Annotated in this window: 22 protein-coding genes; 7 read left to right on the top strand and 15 right to left on the bottom strand. The window is 50.6% G+C overall.

All coding sequences use genetic code 11. The annotated features are described in order from the left end of the window. Positions 1-2: 2 nt before the first annotated feature. The 4 genes from BCV73_RS02985 to BCV73_RS02970 all read left to right on the top strand — a co-directional run bounded on the left by BCV73_RS02985 (position 3) and on the right by BCV73_RS02970 (position 4,247). Complete coding sequence (locus BCV73_RS02985; RefSeq protein WP_076170356.1) at positions 3-791, top strand: ABC transporter permease; 789 nt, start codon at positions 3-5, stop codon at positions 789-791. 16 nt (positions 792-807) lie between these two features. Beyond that, the gene (locus BCV73_RS02980; protein WP_076170357.1) at positions 808-1,863 is read left to right on the top strand and encodes an ABC transporter ATP-binding protein; all 1,056 of its coding nucleotides are present in this window, start codon (positions 808-810) and stop codon (positions 1,861-1,863) included. Between the two features lie 18 nt (positions 1,864-1,881). Further along, a complete protein-coding gene (locus BCV73_RS02975; RefSeq protein WP_089545912.1) occupies positions 1,882-3,597 on the top strand; it encodes an adenine deaminase C-terminal domain-containing protein in 1,716 nt (571 codons plus the stop codon). Positions 3,598-3,959: 362 nt separating this feature from the next. Continuing rightward, on the top strand, positions 3,960-4,247 hold the full coding sequence (locus BCV73_RS02970; protein WP_089545910.1) for a hypothetical protein: 288 nt from the start codon (positions 3,960-3,962) through the stop codon (positions 4,245-4,247). 32 nt (positions 4,248-4,279) lie between these two features. On the opposite strand, the gene modB is transcribed toward BCV73_RS02970, so the two are convergent. Next, entirely contained in the window at positions 4,280-4,993 is a 714-nt protein-coding gene (modB, locus tag BCV73_RS02965; protein ID WP_089545909.1) for a molybdate ABC transporter permease subunit, read from the bottom strand. A gap of 3 nt (positions 4,994-4,996) precedes the next feature. Continuing rightward, positions 4,997-5,839, bottom strand: a complete 843-nt coding sequence (modA, locus tag BCV73_RS02960; RefSeq protein ID WP_179231865.1) for a molybdate ABC transporter substrate-binding protein — start codon at positions 5,837-5,839, stop codon at positions 4,997-4,999. A gap of 238 nt (positions 5,840-6,077) precedes the next feature. Here modA and BCV73_RS02955 point away from each other — a divergent pair, with 238 nt between their 5' ends. Beyond that, positions 6,078-7,031, top strand: a complete 954-nt coding sequence (locus BCV73_RS02955; RefSeq protein WP_089545905.1) for a helix-turn-helix transcriptional regulator — start codon at positions 6,078-6,080, stop codon at positions 7,029-7,031. Between the two features lie 200 nt (positions 7,032-7,231). On the opposite strand, the gene BCV73_RS02950 is transcribed toward BCV73_RS02955, so the two are convergent. Next, positions 7,232-8,464 (bottom strand): acyl-CoA dehydrogenase family protein, encoded by a 1,233-nt coding sequence (locus tag BCV73_RS02950; RefSeq protein WP_089545904.1) that lies wholly within the window; start codon positions 8,462-8,464, stop codon positions 7,232-7,234. A 396-nt stretch (positions 8,465-8,860) separates the two neighbouring features. Here BCV73_RS02950 and BCV73_RS02945 point away from each other — a divergent pair, with 396 nt between their 5' ends. Next, the gene (locus BCV73_RS02945) at positions 8,861-9,250 is read left to right on the top strand and encodes a MerR family transcriptional regulator (protein WP_089545903.1); all 390 of its coding nucleotides are present in this window, start codon (positions 8,861-8,863) and stop codon (positions 9,248-9,250) included. A gap of 69 nt (positions 9,251-9,319) precedes the next feature. Beyond that, positions 9,320-10,144, top strand: a complete 825-nt coding sequence (locus tag BCV73_RS02940) for an NAD(P)-dependent oxidoreductase (RefSeq protein WP_089550071.1) — start codon at positions 9,320-9,322, stop codon at positions 10,142-10,144. 140 nt (positions 10,145-10,284) lie between these two features. On the opposite strand, the gene BCV73_RS02935 is transcribed toward BCV73_RS02940, so the two are convergent. Genes BCV73_RS02935 through BCV73_RS02880 form a run of 12 tightly spaced genes read right to left on the bottom strand, consistent with a single transcriptional unit; the run spans position 10,285 to position 24,111 of the window. Further along, entirely contained in the window at positions 10,285-12,093 is a 1,809-nt protein-coding gene (locus BCV73_RS02935) for an ABC transporter ATP-binding protein (protein WP_089545901.1), read from the bottom strand. 13 nt (positions 12,094-12,106) lie between these two features. Further along, on the bottom strand, positions 12,107-12,601 hold the full coding sequence (locus BCV73_RS02930) for a lasso peptide biosynthesis B2 protein (protein WP_089545899.1): 495 nt from the start codon (positions 12,599-12,601) through the stop codon (positions 12,107-12,109). Then, positions 12,588-12,893 carry a lasso peptide biosynthesis PqqD family chaperone gene (locus BCV73_RS02925; protein WP_089545898.1) on the bottom strand — a complete coding sequence of 102 codons (306 nt, stop codon included), beginning with the start codon at positions 12,891-12,893 and terminating at the stop codon, positions 12,588-12,590. Before BCV73_RS02925 ends, BCV73_RS02930 begins: the two co-directional genes overlap by 14 nt. An 18-nt stretch (positions 12,894-12,911) precedes the next feature. Further along, complete coding sequence (gene rfbB / locus BCV73_RS02920) at positions 12,912-13,949, bottom strand: dTDP-glucose 4,6-dehydratase (protein ID WP_256992723.1); 1,038 nt, start codon at positions 13,947-13,949, stop codon at positions 12,912-12,914. A 35-nt stretch (positions 13,950-13,984) separates the two neighbouring features. Next, positions 13,985-15,148, bottom strand: coding sequence for a nucleotidyltransferase domain-containing protein (locus BCV73_RS02915; protein ID WP_089545894.1), 1,164 nt, complete (start codon positions 15,146-15,148; stop codon positions 13,985-13,987). A 15-nt stretch (positions 15,149-15,163) separates the two neighbouring features. Beyond that, the gene (locus BCV73_RS02910) at positions 15,164-16,507 is read right to left on the bottom strand and encodes a UDP-glucose dehydrogenase family protein (protein WP_089545892.1); all 1,344 of its coding nucleotides are present in this window, start codon (positions 16,505-16,507) and stop codon (positions 15,164-15,166) included. Between the two features lie 31 nt (positions 16,508-16,538). Then, a complete protein-coding gene (locus tag BCV73_RS02905; protein WP_089545890.1) occupies positions 16,539-17,909 on the bottom strand; it encodes a sugar phosphate nucleotidyltransferase in 1,371 nt (456 codons plus the stop codon). A gap of 43 nt (positions 17,910-17,952) precedes the next feature. After that, a complete protein-coding gene (locus BCV73_RS02900) occupies positions 17,953-19,401 on the bottom strand; it encodes an oligosaccharide flippase family protein (RefSeq protein ID WP_089545889.1) in 1,449 nt (482 codons plus the stop codon). A gap of 31 nt (positions 19,402-19,432) precedes the next feature. After that, positions 19,433-20,596 (bottom strand): glycosyltransferase family 4 protein, encoded by a 1,164-nt coding sequence (locus BCV73_RS02895; RefSeq protein ID WP_089545888.1) that lies wholly within the window; start codon positions 20,594-20,596, stop codon positions 19,433-19,435. Positions 20,597-20,616: 20 nt separating this feature from the next. Then, on the bottom strand, positions 20,617-21,699 hold the full coding sequence (locus tag BCV73_RS02890; RefSeq protein ID WP_089545887.1) for a glycosyltransferase family 4 protein: 1,083 nt from the start codon (positions 21,697-21,699) through the stop codon (positions 20,617-20,619). Next, complete coding sequence (locus tag BCV73_RS02885; protein WP_089545886.1) at positions 21,686-22,906, bottom strand: hypothetical protein; 1,221 nt, start codon at positions 22,904-22,906, stop codon at positions 21,686-21,688. Before BCV73_RS02885 ends, BCV73_RS02890 begins: the two co-directional genes overlap by 14 nt. Further along, complete coding sequence (locus BCV73_RS02880) at positions 22,906-24,111, bottom strand: glycosyltransferase (protein WP_089545885.1); 1,206 nt, start codon at positions 24,109-24,111, stop codon at positions 22,906-22,908. Before BCV73_RS02880 ends, BCV73_RS02885 begins: the two co-directional genes overlap by 1 nt. Between the last annotated feature and the right edge of the window lie 3 nt (positions 24,112-24,114).

Below are 24,114 nucleotides of genomic sequence, written 5' to 3'. Positions count from 1 at the left end.
CTATGAAGACCAAAAATCCGGGGCTCGCCCTCTTTTCCTTTATCGTTTACTTGTTCCTGCTCGGGCCGCTCCTGATCATCGCGGTGACGTCCTTCGAGCCGGGAACGGTGCTGAAATTTCCGCCGACCGGTTTTTCGCTGAAATGGTACCAGAATATTTTTGACGTGGAGATGTTCATGTCGACCTTCAAAACGTCGATCTTCGTCTCGCTGCTCGGCAACGTGATTGCGATTCTGCTCGGCGTTCCGGCCGCTTACGCCTTGAACCGGGTGACGTTCCGGGGCAAAGACACGCTGAACGCGGTGTTCCTGTCCCCCCTGCTCATTCCGGGGATCGTGCTGGGCTTTACGCTGCTCAAGTACGTCGTCATCACGTTCCACTTCCCGATTTATACGTCGCTCCTGATCGGCCATACGATCATTATGCTGCCGTTTATTATCCGGGTCATCGGCTCCAGTCTCGCCAACTTCGATTTCGCGGTCGAGGAAGCGGCGCTCAGCCTTGGATCCAGCCGGCTTGCGACCTTCTTCAAAGTCGTCCTGCCGAACATTAAATCCGGCATCATCGCTTCGGTGCTGCTCGCGTTCCTCGAATCGTTCAACAACGTGGATATTTCGCTGTTTATGACCGGTCCGGGCGTCAGCACGCTGCCGATCCAAATGCTGACCTACGTCGAAAACTATTTTGACCCGACCATCGCAGCCATCTCGGTCCTGCTCATGCTGATCACGGCCGTGTTCATGTTCGTCATCGAAAGGCTGCTCGGACTAACCTATTTCACCAAACAATAACGAAAGGCGTGAGACGATGGCACTACTACAACTTGAAAACGTATCGGTCGCCTATGACCAGCAGTATATTCTGAAAGACTTCAACCTTTCCATTGAGAAAGGTCACCTGATCTCCCTGCTGGGTCCCAGCGGCTGCGGCAAAACGACCACCCTTCGGCTCATCGCCGGCTTCCTCGAAGCGACGGACGGAGCCTTCAAATTCAGCGGCAAGGACTATACGCGCGTGCCGATCAACAAGCGGAATTTCGGCTTCGTTTTCCAGAGCTACGCCTTGTTCCCGCACCTGTCCGTGTTTGACAACGTCGCCTTCGGACTGCGCCAGCGCAAAGTCAAGGAAGACGAGATCAAGAAGCGGGTCATGAACATGCTGGAGATCGTCAACCTCGGCGGATTTGAAAAAAGATTCCCGCAGGCGCTCTCCGGCGGCCAGAAGCAGCGCGTCGCCATCGCACGGGCCCTCGTCATTGAGCCGGATTTGCTCCTGTTCGATGAGCCGCTCTCCAATCTGGACGCCAACCTCAGGGTGAACATGCGCGTGGAAATCCGCCGCATCCAGCAAGAGCTCGGCATCACGACCGTATACGTATCCCACGACCAGGAGGAGTGCTTCTCCATTTCAGACCGGGTCGCCGTCATGAACAAAGGGATCATCGAGCAGTTGGATCAGCCGTCGGTCATTTTCCAGTATCCGAAATCCGAATTCGTCGCCCGCTTCATCGGCTTCAACAACTTCATCCATTTTGACGAGCGGGACAGTGAAGGCTCCTTCTTCACCCTGCGCAAGGGAGACTACCACTTTCATGCCGCCAAGGCCGATGGCATGCCTGTCACCATGAAGGGCGCCATCCGCCCCGACGACCTCATTGCCGGTACGCTGCAGGAGATCAATTCCGGCGACAATGTACTGACCGGCAAGGTCAAAGTCAGCACGTATCTTGGACGCAGCTACCAATACGTCGTCGATACGCCGCTGGGCGAATTTACGGTCAACCAGGAAATGCAGCAGCCCTATGCGAACGGGCAGGAAATCCGTCTGTTGTTTCCATCGGATAAGCTCGTTCTTGTCGAATAACCATAGGGGGAACAACGTATGCATGCAGATTTGCTATTTCTTCAAGCCAAGGTGTACAACAGTTACTTTAAGCAGTGGTCTACCAACAACGTCGCCGTCAAGGACGGCAAGTTTTTCTATATCGGCCTGAGGGGCGAAGATACGTTCCAGGCCAAGCAGGTCATTAACGCAGAGGGACTCTATATGGTCCCCGGCTTCATCGATATCCATCTGCACATCGAAAGCACGATGGTGACGCCTGAATCCTTCTCGGCGGGTCTCCTGCGAAACGGCGTCACCACGATCGTACCCGAGCCGCATGAGATGGCCAACGTGTTCGGCCTCGACGGCGTTCTTGAGATGATCAAGGCGAGCCGGAACTGTCCGGTGGACATGTTCTACGCCATTCCGAGCTCGGTCCCGTCCACCTCGATGGAAACGACGGGCGGATCGATCGAGATCGAGGACATGGATGCCCTCCTGTCCACAGGGGATGTCATCTGCCTCGGCGAGATCATGAACTACGTCGACATCATTACCGACCCAGATTGCAAAACGAACCGCATCCTGGAGCATATCCGCTCGCATTATCCTGAGCTCGTCATTGAAGGCCATGTGCCGAAGCTGCTGGATCTGGACCTGCAGCGCGTCATTTACGCCGGCGTCAACTCGGACCATACGCATCAGACGCTGCAGGGTCTGGAGGAGCGGATTGCGGCCGGCATGTTCATTGAAATCCAGGAGAAGTCGATGACGCCAGAAGTGATGGACTACCTGATCCGCCACGATGTATCCGAGCATTTCTGCTTCGTGACCGATGACGTCATGGCGGACTCGTTCCGCGCCCGCGGCCACCTGAACCAGATCGTCCGCAAGGCCATCGGCATGGGGATGTCTCCGGAGCGGGCGATTTACGCCGCGACCTTCTCCCCATCCCGCCGCATGCGGATGTACGATCGGGGCTCCATCGCACCGGGCAAAGTCGCCGACTTCCAGCTGATCTCGGATTTGTCCGAGCTGAAGCTGGAATCGGTGTACAAAAACGGCGCGGAGGTGTACTCCGCCGCCAAGGCCTTTGAGCCGCAGTCGAGCGGCTACCGGTTCCCGGAGCACTTCTACCACAGCGTCCAGCTGGACGAGCTGAGCTCCGCCGATTTTGAAGCGGCGGCCGGCGTGGAGGACGGCATCTACCGGTGCCGGGTGATGACGATCCAGGACGGCTCGACCTTCACCAAGGAGAGCCAAGTGGACGTGTCGGCCGCGAATGGCCGGCTGCTGTGGGAGGACAGCGGCTGCGGCATGATCGCCACATTTGAACGGTACGGCAAAGGACGCCAAAAAGCGTTCGGCTTTATCGCGGGCGATACGATCCAGCGCGGCGCCGTGGCGACGACCTACTCCCACGACAACCACAACCTGCTCGTGATCGGTCACAACGTCGAGGACATGGTCCTCGCCGCCAACACCGTCATCCGCCAGCAGGGCGGCTTCTGCGTCACCCTGGACGGCGAGATCAAAGCCAACATGCACCTGCCGGTCGGCGGCATCCTGACCGAGGATCCGCTTGATCTGGCCGCCGAGTCCGTCCAGCAGGTTCGCGAGGCGATGGAAGAGCTCGGGTATAAGCACTACAACCCGATCATGTCGATCGCGACGCATTCGCTGCCGGTAAGCCCGTACCTCAAAATCACCGATCACGGACTGATCGACGTCAACGCCGGCAAAGTCGTGCCGCTCATTATTGAGCAGGTGTAAGTTACTGGCCAGGTATAACATTTAACCGTTAGGTTTGGCATTGCCGTAAGGTGTGACCTTTTATAAATAGCCTTGCCATAAATATCACAAAGGGCTGTCCCCGCCATTTTGGCGTGGGGACAGCCCTTTTTTTGTATGACATAATCGATCAAGCACAAGTAAACCTATCTTCGCCCTAAAGCCGCTTTATGGGCCAAAATCAAATCACTTATTCCAGATTATTTCTATAGGCATATAGCAACCTTATGCTATACAATATCCTACGGACTTTAGGCGATATACCGTACAAACATTAGTCTCGGCGTAATCCGCCCGTTTATATATATTGCTACAATATCCTGCTACATAGAAAGGAATTGCACATGAAGTGGTGGAAGCTTATACTCGTTGTCCTCATATGGATATTATCGTTAATAGCGATTAGATCTGGCCTTGCCATGAAGCGTGGAAAATCTAAGGGTAGCGTTACGGATGTGATGAATGTATGGCCCCTTGCCGATACGATATCAGGAAATATCGCAGCAATAATCTGCAGCTTTATTGCAGGGTTGATCTATAAGCATTTTCCATGGTGGCTGAGAAAAACAGTCCTCTATTTGATATCAGCTATACTGTTTTGCCTGGGGCTGTATATTCTTATCGATGCATGATCAACAAACAGCCCGAAACCAATACTCCTCCGTTATCTCCGGCTTTCTCTCGATACCTCTGTGCCCGCTCGCGGCCGCTCCGCTTCCGGTGCTTTCCATCCGGTCAGCAGCAGCATGACAAAAGACAGCGCGACGATCGCCAGCGTCCACGCCCAAGCCATCGGCATGTTGCCGGCGTCGACCGCCACGTAAATAGCCGTCGGCACCGTCTGCGTCTTGCCGGGAATGTTCCCGGCAACCATGAGCGTAGCGCCGAACTCGCCGAGCGCCCTGGCAAATCCGAGCACGAGCGCGGTCAGCAGCGAAGAATAAGTGAGCGGCAGCGTAATGGAACGGAACACCCTCCACTCGCCTGCCCCGTCGGAGCGGGCCGCCTTTTCCAGATCCGGATCAACGGTGGCAAAGCCGTTCTTCATCGTCTGATAAACGAGCGGGAATGCCACGACGATGGTCGCCACAACAGCGGCCCACCAGGAAAAAATAATCGGCGCATCCCACAGCCATTCGATCAGCTGCCCCACCCAACTGCGGCGGCCAAGCAGCATCAGCAGCAGAAATCCCACCACGGTCGGCGGCAGAACCAGAGGCAGCATAAACAGCGTCTCCAAGACGATTTTTCCCGGGAAATGATGCCTTGCCATCCACCAGGCAGCTCCCGTACCCAGGATGATCACGATCAGACTCGAGAGCAGGGCAACCTGTAAGGACAGTCTGACCGGATCCCAAAATGCCTGCCAGTCCATCATCTGTTAACCCTGCTTCGGCACGGAAAATCCGTACTTTTTAAAAATGTCCACGGCCGAATCCGTCTGGAGGTACTCGTAAAAATCCACCGCCTCCTGGCTGTGCTTCGTCGCCTTAACGATTCCGACCGGGTAAACGACCGGCGTATAGGCAGACGGGTCGACAGTAAACGCCACTTTGACCTGATCCGAAGTCAATGCATCCGTTTTATACACAAAACCCGCATCCGCATTGCCAGTTTCCACGTACTGCAGCACCTGCCGCACATCCTTGGCCTGCACCAGCTTCGGCTGGAGTGTGTCCCACAGCTTGGCGTTCGTCAGTGCTTCCTTGGCGTAGTTCCCTGCCGGAACGCTTTCCGGAATGCCGATGGCGATTTTTTTCAAGCCGGTTCCTTTCAGGTCCTCCATGCCCGAGACTTGGGCCGGTTCTTTGGCGTTCACCACGGCCACAAGCTCATTGGCGAGAAGGTCTTTCTCATGCGAAGAATCGATGAGCTGCTTGTCCTCCAGCGCCTTCATGTTCTTCACGGCAGCCGAGAGGAACAGATCCGCCGGTGCGCCCTGCTCGATCTGCTGCTGCAGCGCCCCCGAAGCGCCAAAGTTAAAGTTCAGTTTGACGTTCGCATGCTCCGCCTCGTACGCTTGTTGAATCTCCTGCAGCGCATCCGTCATGCTGGCCGCAGCGGAGATGGTCAGTTCTACCTGCTGTGCAGCCTCTCTATTAGAAGTTTCCGCAGCGGCTCCTGAGTCGGCCGATTTCGGGTCTGCAGCCGAACCGGAATTCGATCCGCAGCATGCCAGCATCAGAACGAAGGCGGCGAGGATCAGCCAAACACCTGGTTTCATACCCCTTTTGATCATCCGTAATCTCCAATCCTTAATCGTTATATTTAGTTATAATTAGATATAATTGATTATATCCAGTGGGCCGCGAGGTTGTAAATACGGTTTGCACAATTTTCACATCCGGGTGTGATACAATAGAAGACACTATGTTCACAGGGTTCAGACCTAAGCCATTACAAGAAAAGATAACATATAACGAAACGTTCAGCGAAACATACAACGTACAAGGAGGAAGCTCATGTCCAGCGACATTTCGTATACGACCGAGGAGATTGCCAAGCTCCTGAAAATATCCAAGCTCACCGTCTACGACCTGATCAAAAAAGGGGAGCTGCCTTCGTATCGGGTGGGCAAGCAAATGCGCGTCGATGCCGCAGATTTGGAAGCCTACAAGCAAAGGGCTAAAGGACTGCAGGCGGCCGAACACCGCCCGGCTCCAGCGGAGCCGCTTTCCTTTCAACCTGCCGCTGTCGGAGCCGGCGGAACCCGTTCGGTAGTCATTACCGGGCAGGATATCAGCCTTGACATTCTCGTTAAGCATATGGAAAAGCATACGCCCGGCATCCGTCCGCTCCGCGCATATGTCGGGAGTCTGGACAGCCTGATTGCGATGTACCGCGGAGAGTCCGACATCGTGAGCACCCATCTGCTCGACGGCGATACGGGCGAATATAATTTGCCGTACATTAAGCGGATTTTGGTTGGCTTTCCGTATTTGGTCGTCAACCTGCTATCCCGAAAGGCGGGACTCTATGTCCAAAAAGGGAATCACCTTGGGCTAAAAGACTGGGCCGATCTGTCCCGCACGGGGCTTAGGCTCGTCAACCGCGAAAAAGGGTCGGGTGCCCGCGTTCTGCTCGATGAACAGCTGCGGCTGCACGGGATCCGGCGGGATCAGCTGCAGGGCTACGGCGAGGAGCAGACCAACCATATTGCGGTCGCCGGCACGGTCGCTGCCGGGGAGGCTGATGTCGGGATTGGTATCGAAAAGGCGGCAGCAATCGTAGGCGGCGTGGATTTTATCCCGCTGATCGAGGAACGCTACGACCTGGTCGTGCTCAAATCGGCGGAGAATATGCCTTGGATCGAGTCGCTGATGGGCATTTTGCGTTCGGAGGAGTTCCGCCGCGAGCTGCAGAGCATCGCAGGGTATGATCTGTCCCGTACCGGGGAGATCCTGCTTGAGACATAGATATATATATATAGCGGAACCGGATCCGTATCACCCGGTGCCCTCTCAAATCGAGAAGTGCACCCATGGCCGTTACCGTACATTAGAGGGTAGAAGTACATTATCTTTAAAAAAGAAAAAGGCAGCCGGAATCATTCCGGCTGCCTTTTATACTGTTTCGAAGTCCTGCGACCCTACGAGCATGAGCCTACGGGCCGAGCCTACCGGTTGGTTCCCGAGTTCCCTTCTCCGTTCGCTTCTCCGGCCCCGGATACGTCCGCGATCGCCCGGCGGGCGAGCAACGATGTGACCGTATCGTCCATCGGCGGGTTGTGCAGACCCGCCCGCACGTCGCGGTACATCCGCTCCAGCGGAAGCTGGCGCGACAGGCTGGCCCCGCCCACAATCCGCATCGCCAGATCGACGATGCGGAGGGCCGCATGGGTCGCCGTCGTCTTCACGAGCCCGAGATCGGGCCTCATGCCCGGCCGCAGCTCCGGGTGGCGGTCCCAGCGGTCCGCCACACTGTACATGAGCGTGCGGGCGGTGATCAGCTCGGACTCCATCTCCCCGATCTTCTGCTGAATATGCGGCAGGTCGGCAATGGGCCCCGGCAGGCTGTTTGGCCGGTAATTGGCGGCGTAACGCACCGCAAAATCCCGGGCAGCCCAGGCGATGCCGATATAACATGCCGGGATATGCAGCAGCGCCCCGCCGTGATCGGACATCTTACCTGCCGGCTGTCCTCCTAAAGGATCCTCACTATCGATCCTTTCCCCGTCCGGCACGAACACTTCTTCCATCACCAGGTCGTGGCTGCCGGTCGCCCGCATGCCCATCGTATTCCACGTTTCGTCAATGCTGACGCCTGGACCCTTCCGCACCAAAAACGTTCCGGTCTTGTCTTCTTCCTCCACAAATGCAGTGACCGTAAACTGATCCAGCACCGGGATAAGCGAGCTGAACGTTTTGCGGCCGGTCAGCAGCCAGCCCCCTTCCGTACGCTCCGCTTTCGTTCCCGGACGGCCGCCCCGGCTCGGACTGCCGGTCGACGGTTCGCTGGCAAACTGGTTAATCATCGCCCCGTCACGGACGATTTGCCTGCAGAAGTCGGCATACAGCTCGCGCGGCCACGACTGGCCGATGCGCATCTGCAGCACCTGGCTCACATGCCAGCCGACCGCGAGCGTCGTCGAGCCGTCCCCTTTTCCCAGCCGTTCCTGGGCAAGGATCATTTCGTACAGCGACGCTTCCTCACCGCCAAACTCCGCCGGCACCGTCAGCTTTAAATAACCCGACTCCTTCAGGTCAGCAAAATTTTCAAACGGGAACGATCCTTCCCGATCATGTTCCGCAGCCCTCTCCGCAAATACCGCCGCAAGCCGCTCGGACCTGGACGCGATTTCGGCCTCCCGATTATTTCGTATAAACGGATCCGTTTGCATGGAATTCATCCTGCACTCTCCCCTCGCCTGTATCTTTTCTCCTAACGAAATCAGTAAGCATCAAAATGGACGCCTGTATACTTACTTCCCGAGAAAACGAACCCGCCAAACGCGGTCTGTCTTCTGTAAGGTTATTTCGAAAGATGTTTTCTTCATTGTATAATGCAGGGGCTGTGTTGTCCAAAGCAGAACCTGTTTCTTTTTATAAAGGCTGAACGAATAAGCTTTGATGCCTCATGGGCCGGTTAAAGGCAACCTGTGACCTATTTTGCGTTTGTTTTTGCGATCATTTTGCTCAACACCGCACGGGATGCAGCCGGCACAATATACTTACGCGCTTTACAAAGCCGGATGAAGATGATATGTTATAAACACGACGTTAACGTCATGTTTGGAGGGCAAGATATGAAGGATCGCATGCGCATAGGGGATTTATCGGAACGAGCGGGGGTTACTCAGCGTACGGTTCGATATTACGAAAAAATGGGGCTGATCCCTCCAGGCGAGCGTGAAGGCAATGGGCAGCATTACTATACAGATGAGACCGTTGCCCGGCTGCGCAAAATCGATCAATTAAAGAAGCTTGGGCTCAGCTTGGAGGAAATACGGGACGTGATCGATCTCTATTTCATGGACCCCAGTGGTGTACAACCTAAACAGAAAGTGCTCGGCATCTTGAAGCAGCACCTCGCAGAGACGGATCAGAAGATCGAGGGGTTACAACAATTCCGGACCGATTTGCTGACCCATATCGAACGCTTTGAGCAATGGATCAAGGACGCAGAGCAGCATTAATTTTTTTTGCCGCAAACGTGACGTTAACGTAATGTTTATAATATTCACATTTCCAGGAGGATAAACATGATGAACGAGACGATTGGATTTATCGGACTTGGCAGCTTAGGTTTGCCGCTGGCTAAGAATCTCCTCGATGCAGGGTATCCTTTGGTGGTGCATAACAGGACGGCCAGCAAAGCCGAACCTTTGATTGCCCAAGGCGCCCGGCTGGCATCCAGACCCGATGAGGCCGTAACCGCTGGCGGAATCGTCGTCACCATTTTGTGGGATGATGCGTCTGTGGAGAGCATCGTCATGAGCGATAGCTTTTTAGAGAAGCTTGGCAAAGGGGGGATTCATATCTCGATGAGCACGATATCGCCGGATACATCCAAAAAGCTGGCCGCTGTTCACGCAGAGCATGGCAGCACCCTGGTCGAAGCCCCCATCTTTGGAGTTCCGGAGGCTGCAGCAGCACGTCAGCTCTCCATCCCTATGGCTGGGCCGCAGCAGGCGAAAGACCGAGTCCGCCCGGTTTTGGAGGCTATGGGAGGGCTGAATATTTTCGATTTTGGTGAAAAAGCCGGGGCTGCGAATCAGGTGAAACTGGTTGGGAACTTCATGATTACTTCCGCCGTGTACACCATTCGGGAGGCTCTCTCCATGGTCGAAAAGAGCGGTGGCGATCCCAAGCCCGTGATGGATATGCTGACCCAAACGCTGTTTAACGCCCCGATTTATAAGCGTTACGGCCAGATGGCTGCCGAGAACATGGATCATCTCTTTACTCAAAGCCATATTCCGTTAAAGGATGTGGGCATTTTTAAACAAGCGTCCCAGCGGGCCGGGGCCCCCGCACCTTTGTCGAACCTGTTGTATGACCTGTTAAGCAGCGAGCATAAACAAGCCTAATATCGATAAAATCTTATCCAATATACGTTCATAAGGAAAAGGAGTATGCATGCGGTTCTATTCGAAACCCTCTCACATGAAATAAAAAAGCAGCCCCCGCAGAAGCGCGAACGCCTCCCGGGGGCTGCTTTTCATCCGAATCATACCTGCATTTGAGCCCCGCTCTGGTAGCTCAGCAGTTTGCTGAAGGAACCTTTGCTCTCCTGAGAGAGCTGCAAATAACCGCCCTGCTGAATCACCTCGCCCTGCTCCATCACGATCACATGGTCCGCGTTCCGGATGGTGGACAGCCGGTGGGCGATTACGATCATGGTCATGCTTCCTTTGAGGCGTTCCAACGCCTGCTGGATCAGAAGCTCATTTTCGCTGTCGAGCGCGCTGGTCGCTTCATCCAGGACAAGGATGCTCGGCCGCTTCAAAATCGCGCGGGCCAGCACCAGCCGCTGGCGCTCTCCGCCCGACAAGCGAACGCCCCGGTCCCCGATGACCGTGTCCAATCCCTGCGGCAGCTTGCGGACGAACTCGGCCGAAGCCGAGAACTCCAGCGCCTGCCATAGATCGTCATCCTGCGCATTGGGGTCCACCAGCTGCAAATTGTAGCGGATGCTCTCGTTGAACAGGAACGGATCCTGCGCCACGTATCCGATCGAGCCGCGCAGCGCCAGCAGCTGGCGTTCGCGCTGGAGCGAAACGCCGTCCGCCCGCACTTCTCCCTCTTCGGGATGGATCAGCCCCATCAGCAGGTCGACTAGTGTACTTTTCCCGGCGCCGGACTTGCCGACGATAGCGGTCATGCGGTTAGCCGGAATATGGACATTGATATCACGCAGCGCGTATTGCGGCTCCTTGGGGTTGTACCGGTAGCTGACATCGGTGCAGCTGATTCCGTCGGCCAAAGCAAGCTTCGAAGCCCCCGCCGCTTCCGGGCTGATCAGCTCCTGCTCCGCTTCGTATTCCTGCTGCAGCTTCCGCATGTCATGAAACGCCGGCAGATTTGAGCTGAGCTGCTCCATATTCGACTGAATGCCGATAAACCTCGGCCACAGCCGGGTAAAAATGAGCACAACCGTAATCAGCTGCTCCGGCGGAGTATGCAGTACCGCGATCGCCACGTACATAAATGCCGCGATCAGAACGACGGAGGACAGGCGGTAAATCACCTGCGACATGGAGTTCACCCGGCCAAACTCGAGGAAATTATGTTCCATTTGGTCGGTCAACTTACGGAACCAATGGATGTGAGACGCTTCCAGCCGGTTGCTTTTGATATCCTTAATGCCGCCGAAATGGTCGCTGATTCCCGCAAAATAATGCTTGGACAGCTCGGTGGTCTCCTCCCCGATCCGCTTGGACCTGCGCACAAACCTCCGTGCGAACAGAGCAAGCAGCCCCCCGCTGACCAGCACCATCACTGTCAATGCCGGCGACAGCCACAGGGCCAGGGCAATCTGTAGCACGGTAAAGATCAGCGACGTCACCATCTGTAAAAATAAAGTCGTTCCGTAATTGACCCGCCCCAGCTCGTTGGACATCACGTGGTTAAAATCCGACCGGCGTTTACGCAGGTAAAACTCCCACTTGGCCCGCAGCAGCCCTTCATACGTCTCGGTCCGCAGCGTCCGGATAAAGGATTGTATAATCCTTGCGTTCAGGAGAGTCTGGCTTCGCTGCAGCAGCGCTTGTCCACCCAGGATGAGGACATAGACCGCCAGGACCAGCGGCAGGCTGAGCTGCAGGGACCAGGAATGGATCAGCCCGGTAAGCGGGGCCAAAAACGGTAGGCTCCCTGAATCCATTTGCAGCAGGCCGATCATGCCCAGCAGCGGAACGATCAAATACATGCCGATGCCGTCCAACAGGCTGATGAGAAGGGTCATGGACATGTTCAAGTACAGTTTGCCTCCGGCGACCCGCTGGATTTTGCGAATATAGTAGAATAAATCCTTCATTGTACGTAGCTCCTTATCCGGATTGCCGCGTCATGAGCCCGGCCTCTCGGTCGGCTGCCGCTCCGTTGCCGAAAATGCCCACAACCGTATACTTCTCGTGCCCTTCCCTACCCGTCACGATGTACGACCCGCAGCGCAGCCAGGCGTGAGCCGCCAGCCGCCCCTGCTCGTCCCTGCCGCTTCCCAAATACAGCGTGCTCGACAGGCCGCGGCGCTCCAGCATTTTCATGGCGGCGATCGCCTTGACCAGGCATTGGCTCTCCCACCACGTGTACCGGCTCATCCCGTGAACGGCTTTGGAGACTTGACGGATGGTCAGCAGTTCCTGTCGGCTAAGCTCCTCCTCCGGAGTCTCCTTCATATAGCTCCCCAGGGAAGGGGCGACTTTGGCGAACGGGAGTGCCTTCAGCACTCTTCCCCATGCCAGGAGCACGTAGGCTTCAGCATACATCATCTTCTGGGTCCATGGAAAACGGACAAACGCGCGCAGCTGCCTACTCCAGCTCATGCCCGTTTCTCACCTGGATCAGGCCCTCCGCCGCAAGCTTGTTCAGAAACGGATGCACCTGCTGCTCGCAGGCTTCCGGCCCGATATCATACTCTTCGACCAATTGGCCCACCAGATCCGTCAGGCTGGTCGGCGCAGCAATCAGCTCCCAGATCCGCCCGCCGATCTGCCCCAGGTTGTAATACTTGCCGGTCTCGATGCTCAGCATGACTTTCTCCCCATCCATGTCGCTGACGAGATAGCCGGGGGATTGGGAGATGATGTTGGCTGCGGCGATTTCTGCTGTACTCATGATTGACCTACCTCTTTCTCATATAATTTGTTGAGAACCCATCGGGATGTTAGATTCATAGCTACGACTATTCGGCTCTTGCCACCAATCTGCGTGCTCGACGTACCATTCCAAGGTTTGTTTCAGCCCTTCGGCAAACCTGTATTCGGGTCTCCATCCGAGCTCATTCATAATTTTTGCCGGATTGTTGGCATATCGGTAATCCTGCCCCGGCCTGTCCGGGATGAACTCAATGAGGCTTCGGGGCTTTCCGAGCATATCCAGAATAAAATGCGTGACGTCAATCGTCTTCACTTCCTGATGTGAACCGATGTTGTATACCTCTCCACTGCGCCCCAGGTGCAGAACACGGTCGATTGCCGTATTGTTATCGCGGACATAGACCCAGTCGCGAATGCTGAGACCCTCGCCGTGGATCGGAATCTTCCTGTCCTGCAAAGCGTTCATAATGACCATAGGAATGAGCTTCTCCGGGTGCTGTGCAGGGCCGTATGTGTTGCCGAACCGGACGATATTGAACGGTAATCCATACGTATTGCTGTAGGAATGAATCAGCATATCGGCTCCAGCTTTACTGGCAGAATACGGATTGTTAGGGGCGATCGGGGAGTTTTCCGTAAAATAGCCCGTGTCATCCAAAGAACCATAAACCTCGTCGGTTGAGATCTGCAGAAACAGCCCAATGTCATAGCGGACTGCGGCATCAAGCAGAGATTGCGTTCCATTGATATTCGTGCCGACGAATGTCACCGGATCCACTATACTCCGGTCCACGTGGGATTCGCCTGCAAAATTGATGATAACATCGATCTGGTGCTCCCTGATGACGGCATCTACCATGTCCCGGTCGCAAATATCGCCTTGAATAAAGGTATAGTGGTCATAGTCTGACAAGGCGGCAATATTTTGTATATTTCCCGAATAGGTCAACTTATCGAGATTAATGAAGCGGTATGAAGGATACTTCGGAAGCATCAGCCTCAGAAAGTTCCCCCCTACGAACCCCGCACCGCCTGTAACCAAAATAGCGGGGTTGTCCTTAAACCGTCGATTCACTTGCATGCCTCTCCTCTTTTCTATCGGTTTTGGGATCAGCCGTTGTTCACGGGCTCTTTACTGAATACATAGCGCCAAAACCACAGAAACGGACGAAGGGGAAAATAGAGGAAATGCAGTAATTTAGGCAGTGGCAGCAGCGAAACATCCTTTGTGCTGGGGTAAAGATAATCCATGATCAACGACAGCTTTTCTTTTCTCGACATTAAAGAATGTAAATAGCGCTTGTAGTATGCCAATGTGTCCTTATCACCATTAGGGGATAAGTCAACAGGGTTCTTGATGAAATACAGCGATGCTCTTGCAAGCTCCTCTGCGTACATATTACGGGATAGCTCTTCTAGGTCTCCGCCTAGTGGCGTTGACAACAGCCGATTCGTTAAAATGGCAGCCTGTCCTGCCAGATCCCGCTCCTTCCGCTGAAGGTAGTGTTCCATTATCTTTTGTACATTGAATGATTTTTTTTGAATCATCCGGTCAATATCACATAACCAGCGAAGGCGGAACCAGCCATGTCTTGCGCCATGCGACACCAAGTACATAAACAGATCTCCGTCGCTTAAGTAATGAATCGGCCGTCCGGAGAAGGAGACCGTTGTTCGCCGATCCCACAGTGTTCTGAAAGAGGCCCCGGGCAGTTCCGCGCTCATCCGCCAGTGTAATTCCACCTGAGTAAAATAGAGCGGATGCACGTAACTGATATGGTGCTTTTTCCGTTTCCAGGAGCCCAAAGTTTTCTCGTCTTCTGTAACATAGCCTAACTCAGACAAAATCCCTTCTGCTTTTTCCAAGTGTTTGGGGGAAACCAATACATCGAGATCTTTGGAGGTCCGAAGCGACAAGTCTCCGTATAGCTGTTGTGCTAGAACCGGTCCTTTCAGAAAAATCGCCTCAACCTGATGTTCCATCAAAGCAGAGTTGATTTTCTCCATTTCAGAGCTAAGGCGCAGCATGCTGATCACATTAGCGGAATATTTGGAATACAGCGAATCCATTATAGAGCGTGGAACACTCTCCCGGCCCCGTTCCTTTAAACGCATGTACAACAACGGATAGACCCGGTGATGATAAGCAAGGCGAATCAATTCTTTCCAGTCTACCCCTTCTAAATCTTCTTCCCCCCATGGTCCGGATCCAATAATTCGGAGAAGCAGCGACAATTCTCTGGAAAAATCACTCGTATTCAGCGAGTTATTCATTCACATTTCTTCCTCTCATCCCTGCATCATAAAGACTGGGCTCTGCTCGCGAATCCCTTTGTTCAGGTTGGGCCGGCCAATGGAGTAATAAGCAAATTGTGTCTTTGCAATCTCTTCTTCCGAGTAAATATTCCGTCCGTCAATGAGGTTCGGAGTTTTCATCCAGGTTTCAAGCTCATAAAGCGAGATCTGCCTAAATTCCTGCCATTCTGTCAGAATGCACAGGGCATCCGTCTCCACAGCTGCCTCTCTCGCTGTTTCGCAATATTTCACGTTAGCGTAGCCGAGTACGCTTCTAAAGTTATTGGTCGCAATTGGATCATAAGCCTTGACGACTGCCCCTCGATCAATAAGCGATTGGATAATTTCGATGGAAGGCGCATCACGAACATCATCCGTTTCTGGTTTGAAGGCGAGCCCCCAAATGCCAATGGTTTTTCCGGAGAGATCGCCAAGCAGCTGTTCCAGCTTACGGATCACGTTAAAGCGCTGCCCCCGGTTGACCTCAACTACCGATTTCAGCAGCTTGAAGTCGTAATTCATTTGCCCAGCAATCTGAATTAGAGCTTGGGTGTCTTTTGGGAAACAAGAGCCTCCGTATCCGATCCCAGCTTTTAAAAAGGAGGAGCCAATACGATTGTCGTATCCCATGCCTTCCGTCACTTTGGTAATGTCTGCCCCGACCTTCTCGCAGATATTCGCGATTTCGTTGATAAAGGAAATCTTCGTCGCAAGAAAAGCATTGGAAGCATACTTGATCATCTCCGCGCTGCGGATATCGGTCACGAGAATATGTTCGGTCAGCCCCTGGTGAAGTTCCCGCATAATCTTAGCTGCCTGCTCACTCTCCGCACCTATGACAATACGGTCAGGATGAAGCGTATCCTGAACAGCTGTTCCTTCTCGAAGAAATTCTGGCAGCGAGACACTGTCGAAATGAACCGGCGACTGACTCTGAATCAAATACCGGATGCGCTCGTTAGTCCCAACGGGAACGGTACTCTTAATGCAAATGATCTTATAACAGTCAATGACCTCTGCGACTTCACGAGCCACTTGCTCAATATAAAAAAGGTTGGCCTCCCCATTCGGTAATGACGGAGTGCCAACAGCAATAATGATAATATCTGAAGCGGTAACTGCCTCTTTTAACTCTGTTTGGAAACGCAGTCGGCCTTCAGCAGAATTTCGAATGACGAGCGGCTGAAGCCCAGGCTCGTAAATGGGAATTTCCCCTTCAGCCAGCTTTCGGATTTTCTCAATGTCCTTGTCCACACAAATGACATCGTGCCCGAGTTCAGCATAGCAAACCCCGGAGACCAGGCCGACATATCCCGTCCCGACGACTGTAATTTTCATTTCATACACCTCACTCTTAATGAATTCTTCGTCAGATAAAACAAAACTGAAGAATTTCCTCCCATCGCATTGCCAGCCTTACGATATCTTCCTCCACCAGCTCTGTTCCCGTTTGCACCTCAATAATCTCCATATCGGTTGCGGCCTTCAGGCTGTGTTTGCTCTGAGCCGGTATGACAATGACATCGCCAGTGGTAATCCGCCGATATTGTCCGTCCAGTATCATTTCACCGGAACCGGCAATGACAGTCCATACTTCCTTCCGCTTGTGATGGTATTGATAGCTCAAATTTTTTCCGGCCTGAATACAAATTCGCTTCGTCAGTACTTCCTGTCCGTCCTCGTATTTCAAAAAGTCTAATACGCGATATCTACCCCAGCGTCGTTCCTCAACCATTGGCCGGAGCTCGTCCGAGTTCACCAGTTCCTTAATTCTTGGGCTTGCCTCTTTATCGGATACAAGAATGCCATCTGGACTAACCGCAATGATAAGGTTGGATACGCCGATTGCCGTGACAGGAATATCCAATTCATTGATGACATGAGTATTTTGGGAATCCGGTGACAGCGTTCCTTTCCCGATCAGTGGAGAGGCGATTTCTTCTGTCAGCGTATTCCAAGTTCCTAAGTCCTTCCACTCACCGTCATAAGGCATGACCACGATCTGTTCCGTTTTTTCCACCACTTCATAATCAAAGCTCGTCTTCAGGAAACGGCCATATTGCCTAACAGCTTCCTCGTAGTGAATTGGCAGCTTTCTCTCGATTAACATATCGATGATAAATCCGAGCCGGAAAGCAAAAACCCCGCAATTCCAAAGCGCGCCTTGGCGGATCATATCGGCGGCTTCTTCTTCGCGGGGCTTTTCCCGAAAGCTGTGTACCTGTACATATTCAGAATTGTTGTCTTCTATGTTCTCAGGAACGATATACCCGTATTTTTCGGATGGGTACGTTGGAAGAACTCCAAGTAACGCCAGATCTGCACCCGAGGTTTGTACCACTCTCTCCAGCTTCCGAAGCCGGTTAAAAAAGGGTTGCTCCACGAAGGGGTCCACAGGCATAACGATCATGACTTCATCGAGCGGCATATCCTTCATCGAATATAAGTAAGACGCCGCAAGAGCAATCGCCGGAAACGTATCTCTTTTCTCCGGTTCGATCACGATCTCAGCCTCGCTTCCAATTTGGCTTTGGATCATGTCGACCTGCCCTTTGCTTGTCGCAATGCAGGAGTCCTGTCCCAAACCTTCAGCCGCTAATTGGTCCCATACTCGCTGCAGCATGGAAATTCGCTCCCCGGATCCGGTTTCCAGCACTCTCAAAAACTGCTTCGATCTGGCGTCATTGGACAAGGGCCACAGCCGCTTGCCGCTGCCGCCGGACAACAATACGATTTTCATACTCATTCACCCCTATTTCAAATTGGTTTCATTTCCGTTTCGTTCAAGCATCCGACTTGGCCAGCCGTTTCTGTCTTACAACTGACAGCTTTCGCATCAGGAGCGTGCGAGCATTCATGATATTCAAGATGACGAACATGGCTGCATATACGACAGCTCCTACGGCGATTTGGCAGATTAAAGCCAGCAGCCCAGACTGTCCCTTGAGCAGGAAAAGGACCAGTCCCATCACGAAGGAAGATCCAATAATTTTCGCGCTTTCCGCAAGGGGGAGCGGTAAATAAAAAACGCTCCTGGCCACAAACCAATTTGCCAGGAACGAACATAAATACGCCGTCAAAGAGGATATCGCTGCTCCAGTGAGCCCAAACCGTGGAATGAGCACCATATTCAGGACGACATTAAGTACAATGCCGATCAGTACAGGAATGGCCTGCTTGTAGGTTGTTCTCCCTAACTGGTATGAATTGTCCGTATAGTAGCTTTTTAAGCCTTGAAAAAGCATTGCAAAAGAGATTATGGGCAGAATAATGGCCGCTTCATGCACGTATTCGCTCCCAAAAACAACACTTGTAATATTTCCAGATAGGATCGTTAATCCAAGAACGGCCGGTAAGGAGATTCCGAGCAGCAGCTGGTAGTTTTGCGTGAGCTGTCCCTGCGCGGATTCATATCCCTCCGTCTCCAAACGCCGGATGACCAGCGGAAGCGCGCTTAAGTTTACAATGAGCATTAGCATGCCCACAGTCTGGAGCGCAAAATCGAATGTGACGGAGTAGATCCCGGCAGCGGACTCATCCTCTAACCAGCCGATCATCACCCTGTCAATCGACTGCATGATGTAGGCCATTCCACCGCTAATGATGAGCGGAAGCCCATACTTCACCAGCTCTACCAGAATGGAGCGGTCTACCGACCATCCTGCTCGAATGTTCCATTCCCGGATGAACACTACATTAGCCACAAGGGTCCCAAGTGAAATCCCAATCAGTAGGCCCACTTCGCCGTATCCCATCGCCAAGGCGAGCACCCCAAAGCCGAGGCTTGCCGTCGATTTCAACCCAGTCATCAACGTAAAGCGGACCGGTTTTAAATTGGAGCGCTGTACGGCTTGCGACAGCTCAAACCAGGCCGCCGTCCACAGGAAAAACAGCGTCACTGCCATCTGCACTGCGGATTGGATGCCCACGAGCACAAGGACGCCTCCTGCTAAAAGAGTGAACAGGCAGCATCCGAGGTAACAAACGATCACAGTACTGAGAAGATTGTTATATTTCCCCTTATCGTTATGGTATCTCGGGATATATCGAATCAGCCCCAGCCGAAACCATTGATACAACAAAGAATTAATCAGGTTCACATAAACGAGGATCAACGCATATCGGCCATACTCATCCGGTACAAGCATACGGGTATAAAGGACAATTGATAAAAACCCAACCGCTCCGGCAAACAGTTTCGCTATAAAGTAAATCAAGCCATGCTTTACCATCTTTTGTCATCTCGACTTTACAATAGAATCTTTACGATGTAACACTGTATTCAAAATCCTTCGTTTGAGTATTTGGACTATAGTTGCGAATGCATGTATTGATGTATTCAGATAACTCTTCCTTAAAGCGTTGATTGCTGAACCTTAATGCATTGTCCCGGCAGTTAGAGAATTGTATACGATTTCCAGAAATTCCAAAACGTTGTACCGCATCAATAATGCTCTCTGTTGTTTGTTCACTAAAAAAGAGTCCCGTTGGATGTGGTGTATCCAGTCCATTAACGGTTTCCAGTGCTCCACCTTTTTCAAATGCGATCACAGGAGTTCCACAGGCTTGGGCTTCAACAGGAGTAATACCAAAGTCTTCCTCGGCAGCAAAAATGAAAGCCTTTGCCCTTTGCATATGCTCCCTCAACACGTTGTTAGGCTGGTAACCTAACAACGTAACGTTTGGTTTTGCTTTTTTCATGATTTTCGGCATTTCTGGACCATCACCAATGACAATCAATTTCTTGTCGGGCATCTCGCCAAATGCCTCCACGATCAGATCCATCTTTTTATACGGGACCATGCGAGACGCAGTGAAGTAATAATCCTCTTTTTCTTCGCTGTATACAAAAGAAGAGATATCAACCGGCGGATAGATCACCTTTGACTCTCTTCGATATACTTTATATATTCGTTTCGCAATAAAGTTGGAGTTCGCGACAAAATAGTCTACCCCGTTGCTTGTGCGGTAATCCCAATGCCTGATGTAATGCAGGAAAAAACGAACCAATGCTCCTTTCATTCCACGTTGAAGACCGGATTCTTTGAGGTATTGGTGTTGCAAGTCCCAGGCATACCTGATTGGAGAATGTACGTAGCTTATATGGAGTTGGCTCGGACCCGTAATAATTCCTTTGGCCACGGCATGAGAGCTTGAAAGGATCATATCATAATCCGATAGGTCAAGCTGTTCGATCGCCAATGGCATTAAAGGCAGCAAATTTCTGTAATGCTTTTTGGCAAAAGGAATATGCTGGAGAAAAGTGGTCACCGGCTCTTTGTACTTGATAAAATGGCGGTCCTTCTCGTCAAGATTATCTATGACACAAAATAGATCCGCATCGGGATACATATCTATCATTTGCTCTAATACTTTTTCGGCACCTGTATATGTAACGAGCCAGTCGTGAACAATCGCTACTTTCATGTTGTCAGCCCCCATTCGAATTATTGGATCAGTAATGAACGGATTTTCTCCATCGTCCTATCGCGACTGATATCCCAGTTGAACTTTTGAGATTGTTCTAAACCTGCTTGGACGAGTTTGTCTCTCAAGCTGCGGTCGTTAACAACCATCATGATTTTTTCCGCGATATCCTTAGGGTCTATCGGATCAAAATACTGAGCCGCATCACCACAAACCTCTGGCAACGAGGCCCGATTTGAGACTAAGACGGGACATCCGCATGCCATTGCTTCGAGCGGGGGGAGACCAAACCCTTCATATACCGAAGGAAAAACGAATGCGGAGGCGTGACTAAAGTACTTTTTCAACTCTTCATCGCTTATATATCCAGTAAATTGTATACGGTCACCCAATGCTTCGGATTGATTGACAATTGCCTGGTCACCAGTGATAAAACCTTCACGTCGGCCAACAATAACTAAATTGTGCGGTATCAGATGCATGACTTTAGAGAAGGCAGTTAGCAGGTTCCCTAAATTTTTATGCGGCTTCACGTTTCCAACATACAGTAGATACGGAGTTTCCGATTGTTCGCGGAAGTCTGCGGGACGGAACCAGCTTGAGTTAACTCCATTATGAATCGTGGTTATCGGACTCTTGGTAGAGCCGGTATATTGGATGAATTGATTTTTCGTAAAATCAGAAACGCAAATAATATGCGATGCTTTCCTGCTCAGCGCGTTGAACATCAGTTTCGCATACATTCTTTTATGAATACCTCCAACATACTCCTTCATAGCCAAATGGAAAACATCATGTACCGTTACTAAAAGCTTTCCAGAGTACAGCAAAGGAATGTTGTAGTGAGGAGACCAAAACAGCTTCGTTTGTTTGGGGATTTTACGGCTCATGCCGACTTGTTCCTGGATCGAATAAATCGGCTCATCGAACTCAATAACGTTAATGTTTGAACGACGAATCCAGGGAAATTGGGATAATTCTTCGTTTCTTCCCAATAAGGTAATTGGCATAAAAGATATAGTTTCAATGACATGAGGCAACAAATTGACAATGTAAGTTCCAATTCCGGATTGCTTGATCATTCGTACATCAATGGTTAACATGTAAGTGCCTACTTCCTACTGGAGGTTTGAAATAAACCTTAATAAATACAACAAATAAGACGGCGAAAATCAAAGTATGAATAATTCCCGTATTAAACATATACATTCGCCAGAGCTCTGCAAAACAATAACTGATTAGATAGTGCACCGTAAAAATTAAACTATTGTAATTCGATAACGCTCCAGCAATAAAAGCGAAGCTTGTAACAATTATCAAAATAAATGAGAAAGACGTGATCCCCAGTGAAGAATACAAATGGGTAAATGCTGAATTCGTTGTCAGGCTTTTTTCTATATTTACATACTGTCTGTAATCATTACTCGGACTACTGTTAATATTAAATACCCCATGAAAATATGTGGGTACAAAATAAAACATCAAATCGTTTTTTTCCCCATTATAATGAATATGATCAACATTGTTAGCAATAGAAACACTCGTTTGAAACGGAGCTCCCAAATAAGTTACCATTTCCGAAATATTCATTAAAATAGGGTTATTAATATTATATTTCTCCTTGTAAAAGTTTCCATTTCTGAAATAATTGGCAAGTGTTAAAACGGTAAACAGCGCTATAGCGAGAATGATTACCGCCTTGAACGAAATTTTATGATTTCTATGAGCCAACATTCCTAATAGTACTAAAATTGAAACAATGATCGATAATCTTGAAGAGATGAGAGCAGTCATTAAAAGTAATATAATGTTCAATAAATCAATTGCTCTTATCTTTTTAATAGTTATGATTCTAAAGATACCAAAAGCCCCTCCAAGAATAGAGATATATCTTAAAGAGTGAAGACCGGTATCATAGTTGTCATACAAGGTTTCCTTTAATGCGTTAGCATTATTCTGAAATACACTTATGAACACTTCCGGATTATTTTTTAAAATTGTTAAATAAACATACATAACTCCAATGGTACTCAGTGCAGTTATAATTCTATAATATGAGTCATCTGATACTGAATCGAGTTTTTCACTTTTTTTAAGTCTGGTTCCAAAAAAGTAAGCACCACATGTGAAAACATAGATAATTAAATACCATAAGAATATAACGAGAAATGCTTGACTCGTCAGCGTTTCCTTTATTTCGAAGCCCCTTCTCATGTTACCAGCTGGTAAACTCCAAGCCATAAAACTAATCAGAACAGTAAATAACACGATGTTATGGGGTTTCATGACAAACTTAAGCAATTTGGCCATTAATATCTTTTCACCTTCTTCGGCAAATCTAACGAGAATTCAAGCAGTTGGGACGCTTTAGATTTCCATGATTGACTCCTGGCACTTTGTTGAATCTCCTCTCTGTTGACCTTGTTCTGATTCACTTCATTTAATAATCTGTTCATTACTGAAATTAAGGACTCAGGGTCCTTGTACATGTAAGTGAACTTTTCTTTTCTTCTTTGAAGTTCCGGAGTTTCCTTCACAATAACCGGTAGGCCGCTCGCTGCATACTCATATAGCTTCATTGGACTGCGACCCCGATTTGCTTCATGATCTGATAACGGGAGCAAGGCAATTTGACAATGATTTAAATAAGAAGGAAGATCGCTATATGGTTTCGGCCCAAGAAAATGGATATTGGTGAACTGTTGAGAAAGGCGTTCACATCTACCATCACCAGGGCCGATAACCACTACTTGCAGATTTGTGATATGTTTTGCCAACGATTCTAATGCAGCAAAGTCAAACCTGTCGTCAAGAGCCCCAACATATACGGCCCGAGGGAAAGGTATGTTTTTATACTCCTCGGGCTCTGATCCGGATGTTGCAAAATGCTCAAAATCGACGCCATTTTCAATTAACAAATTAGGCAGCGTACGATTTATTGTCTTCAAATACTCCACAACCGGCTCCGAAGTTCCTACAATACCATCGGCTCCCTTAATGACCTCTTCCTCCACTTTAGAAATCATGGGATCTCCTGTCATTTCTTTATACAGATCAGTAGCGCGGTACACGGTAACTTTGGGTGAGATAAAACTCTCAATACCCAGAAAAGTAGGCTGATCAATAAATAAAATGTCGGGCTGAAGAAAGGATAGCTGCTTCAAATGCTTCCGCATAGAAGGAATTGAGACCGGATTCACCATGAAATTAATGCCGAATTGGCGGTAAAACGTCCTAGCAATTTTCCACGGCAGAAATGAAAATGGTACATAGTTAATCGGGATATTCCCGATTTTAGCTGACGATATCCTTGATACTTCCCGTGAGATTTTTTTCCTGAGGGTGTTAATCTCATTGTTAGAAGAAAGATAGTGAAATGGTGTTATCGGTGTGCTAATATGCAGCACCTCATGTCCCAAATTGGTCATTTCTCGAGCCAAATGGTGGGAACCCACCACAAAAGGCCCTCCGATAAACGTATGACTTGCAAACACAACCTTTAGTTTTTTGTCCATTGT

This window comes from Paenibacillus sp. SSG-1, from assembly GCF_002224835.1.
GTDB classification, from domain to species: Bacteria; Bacillota; Bacilli; order Paenibacillales; family Paenibacillaceae; genus Paenibacillus_AQ; species Paenibacillus_AQ favisporus.
The sequence above is the reverse complement of the archived record's forward strand: the minus strand, read 5'-3'. Positions and strand labels throughout refer to the sequence as shown.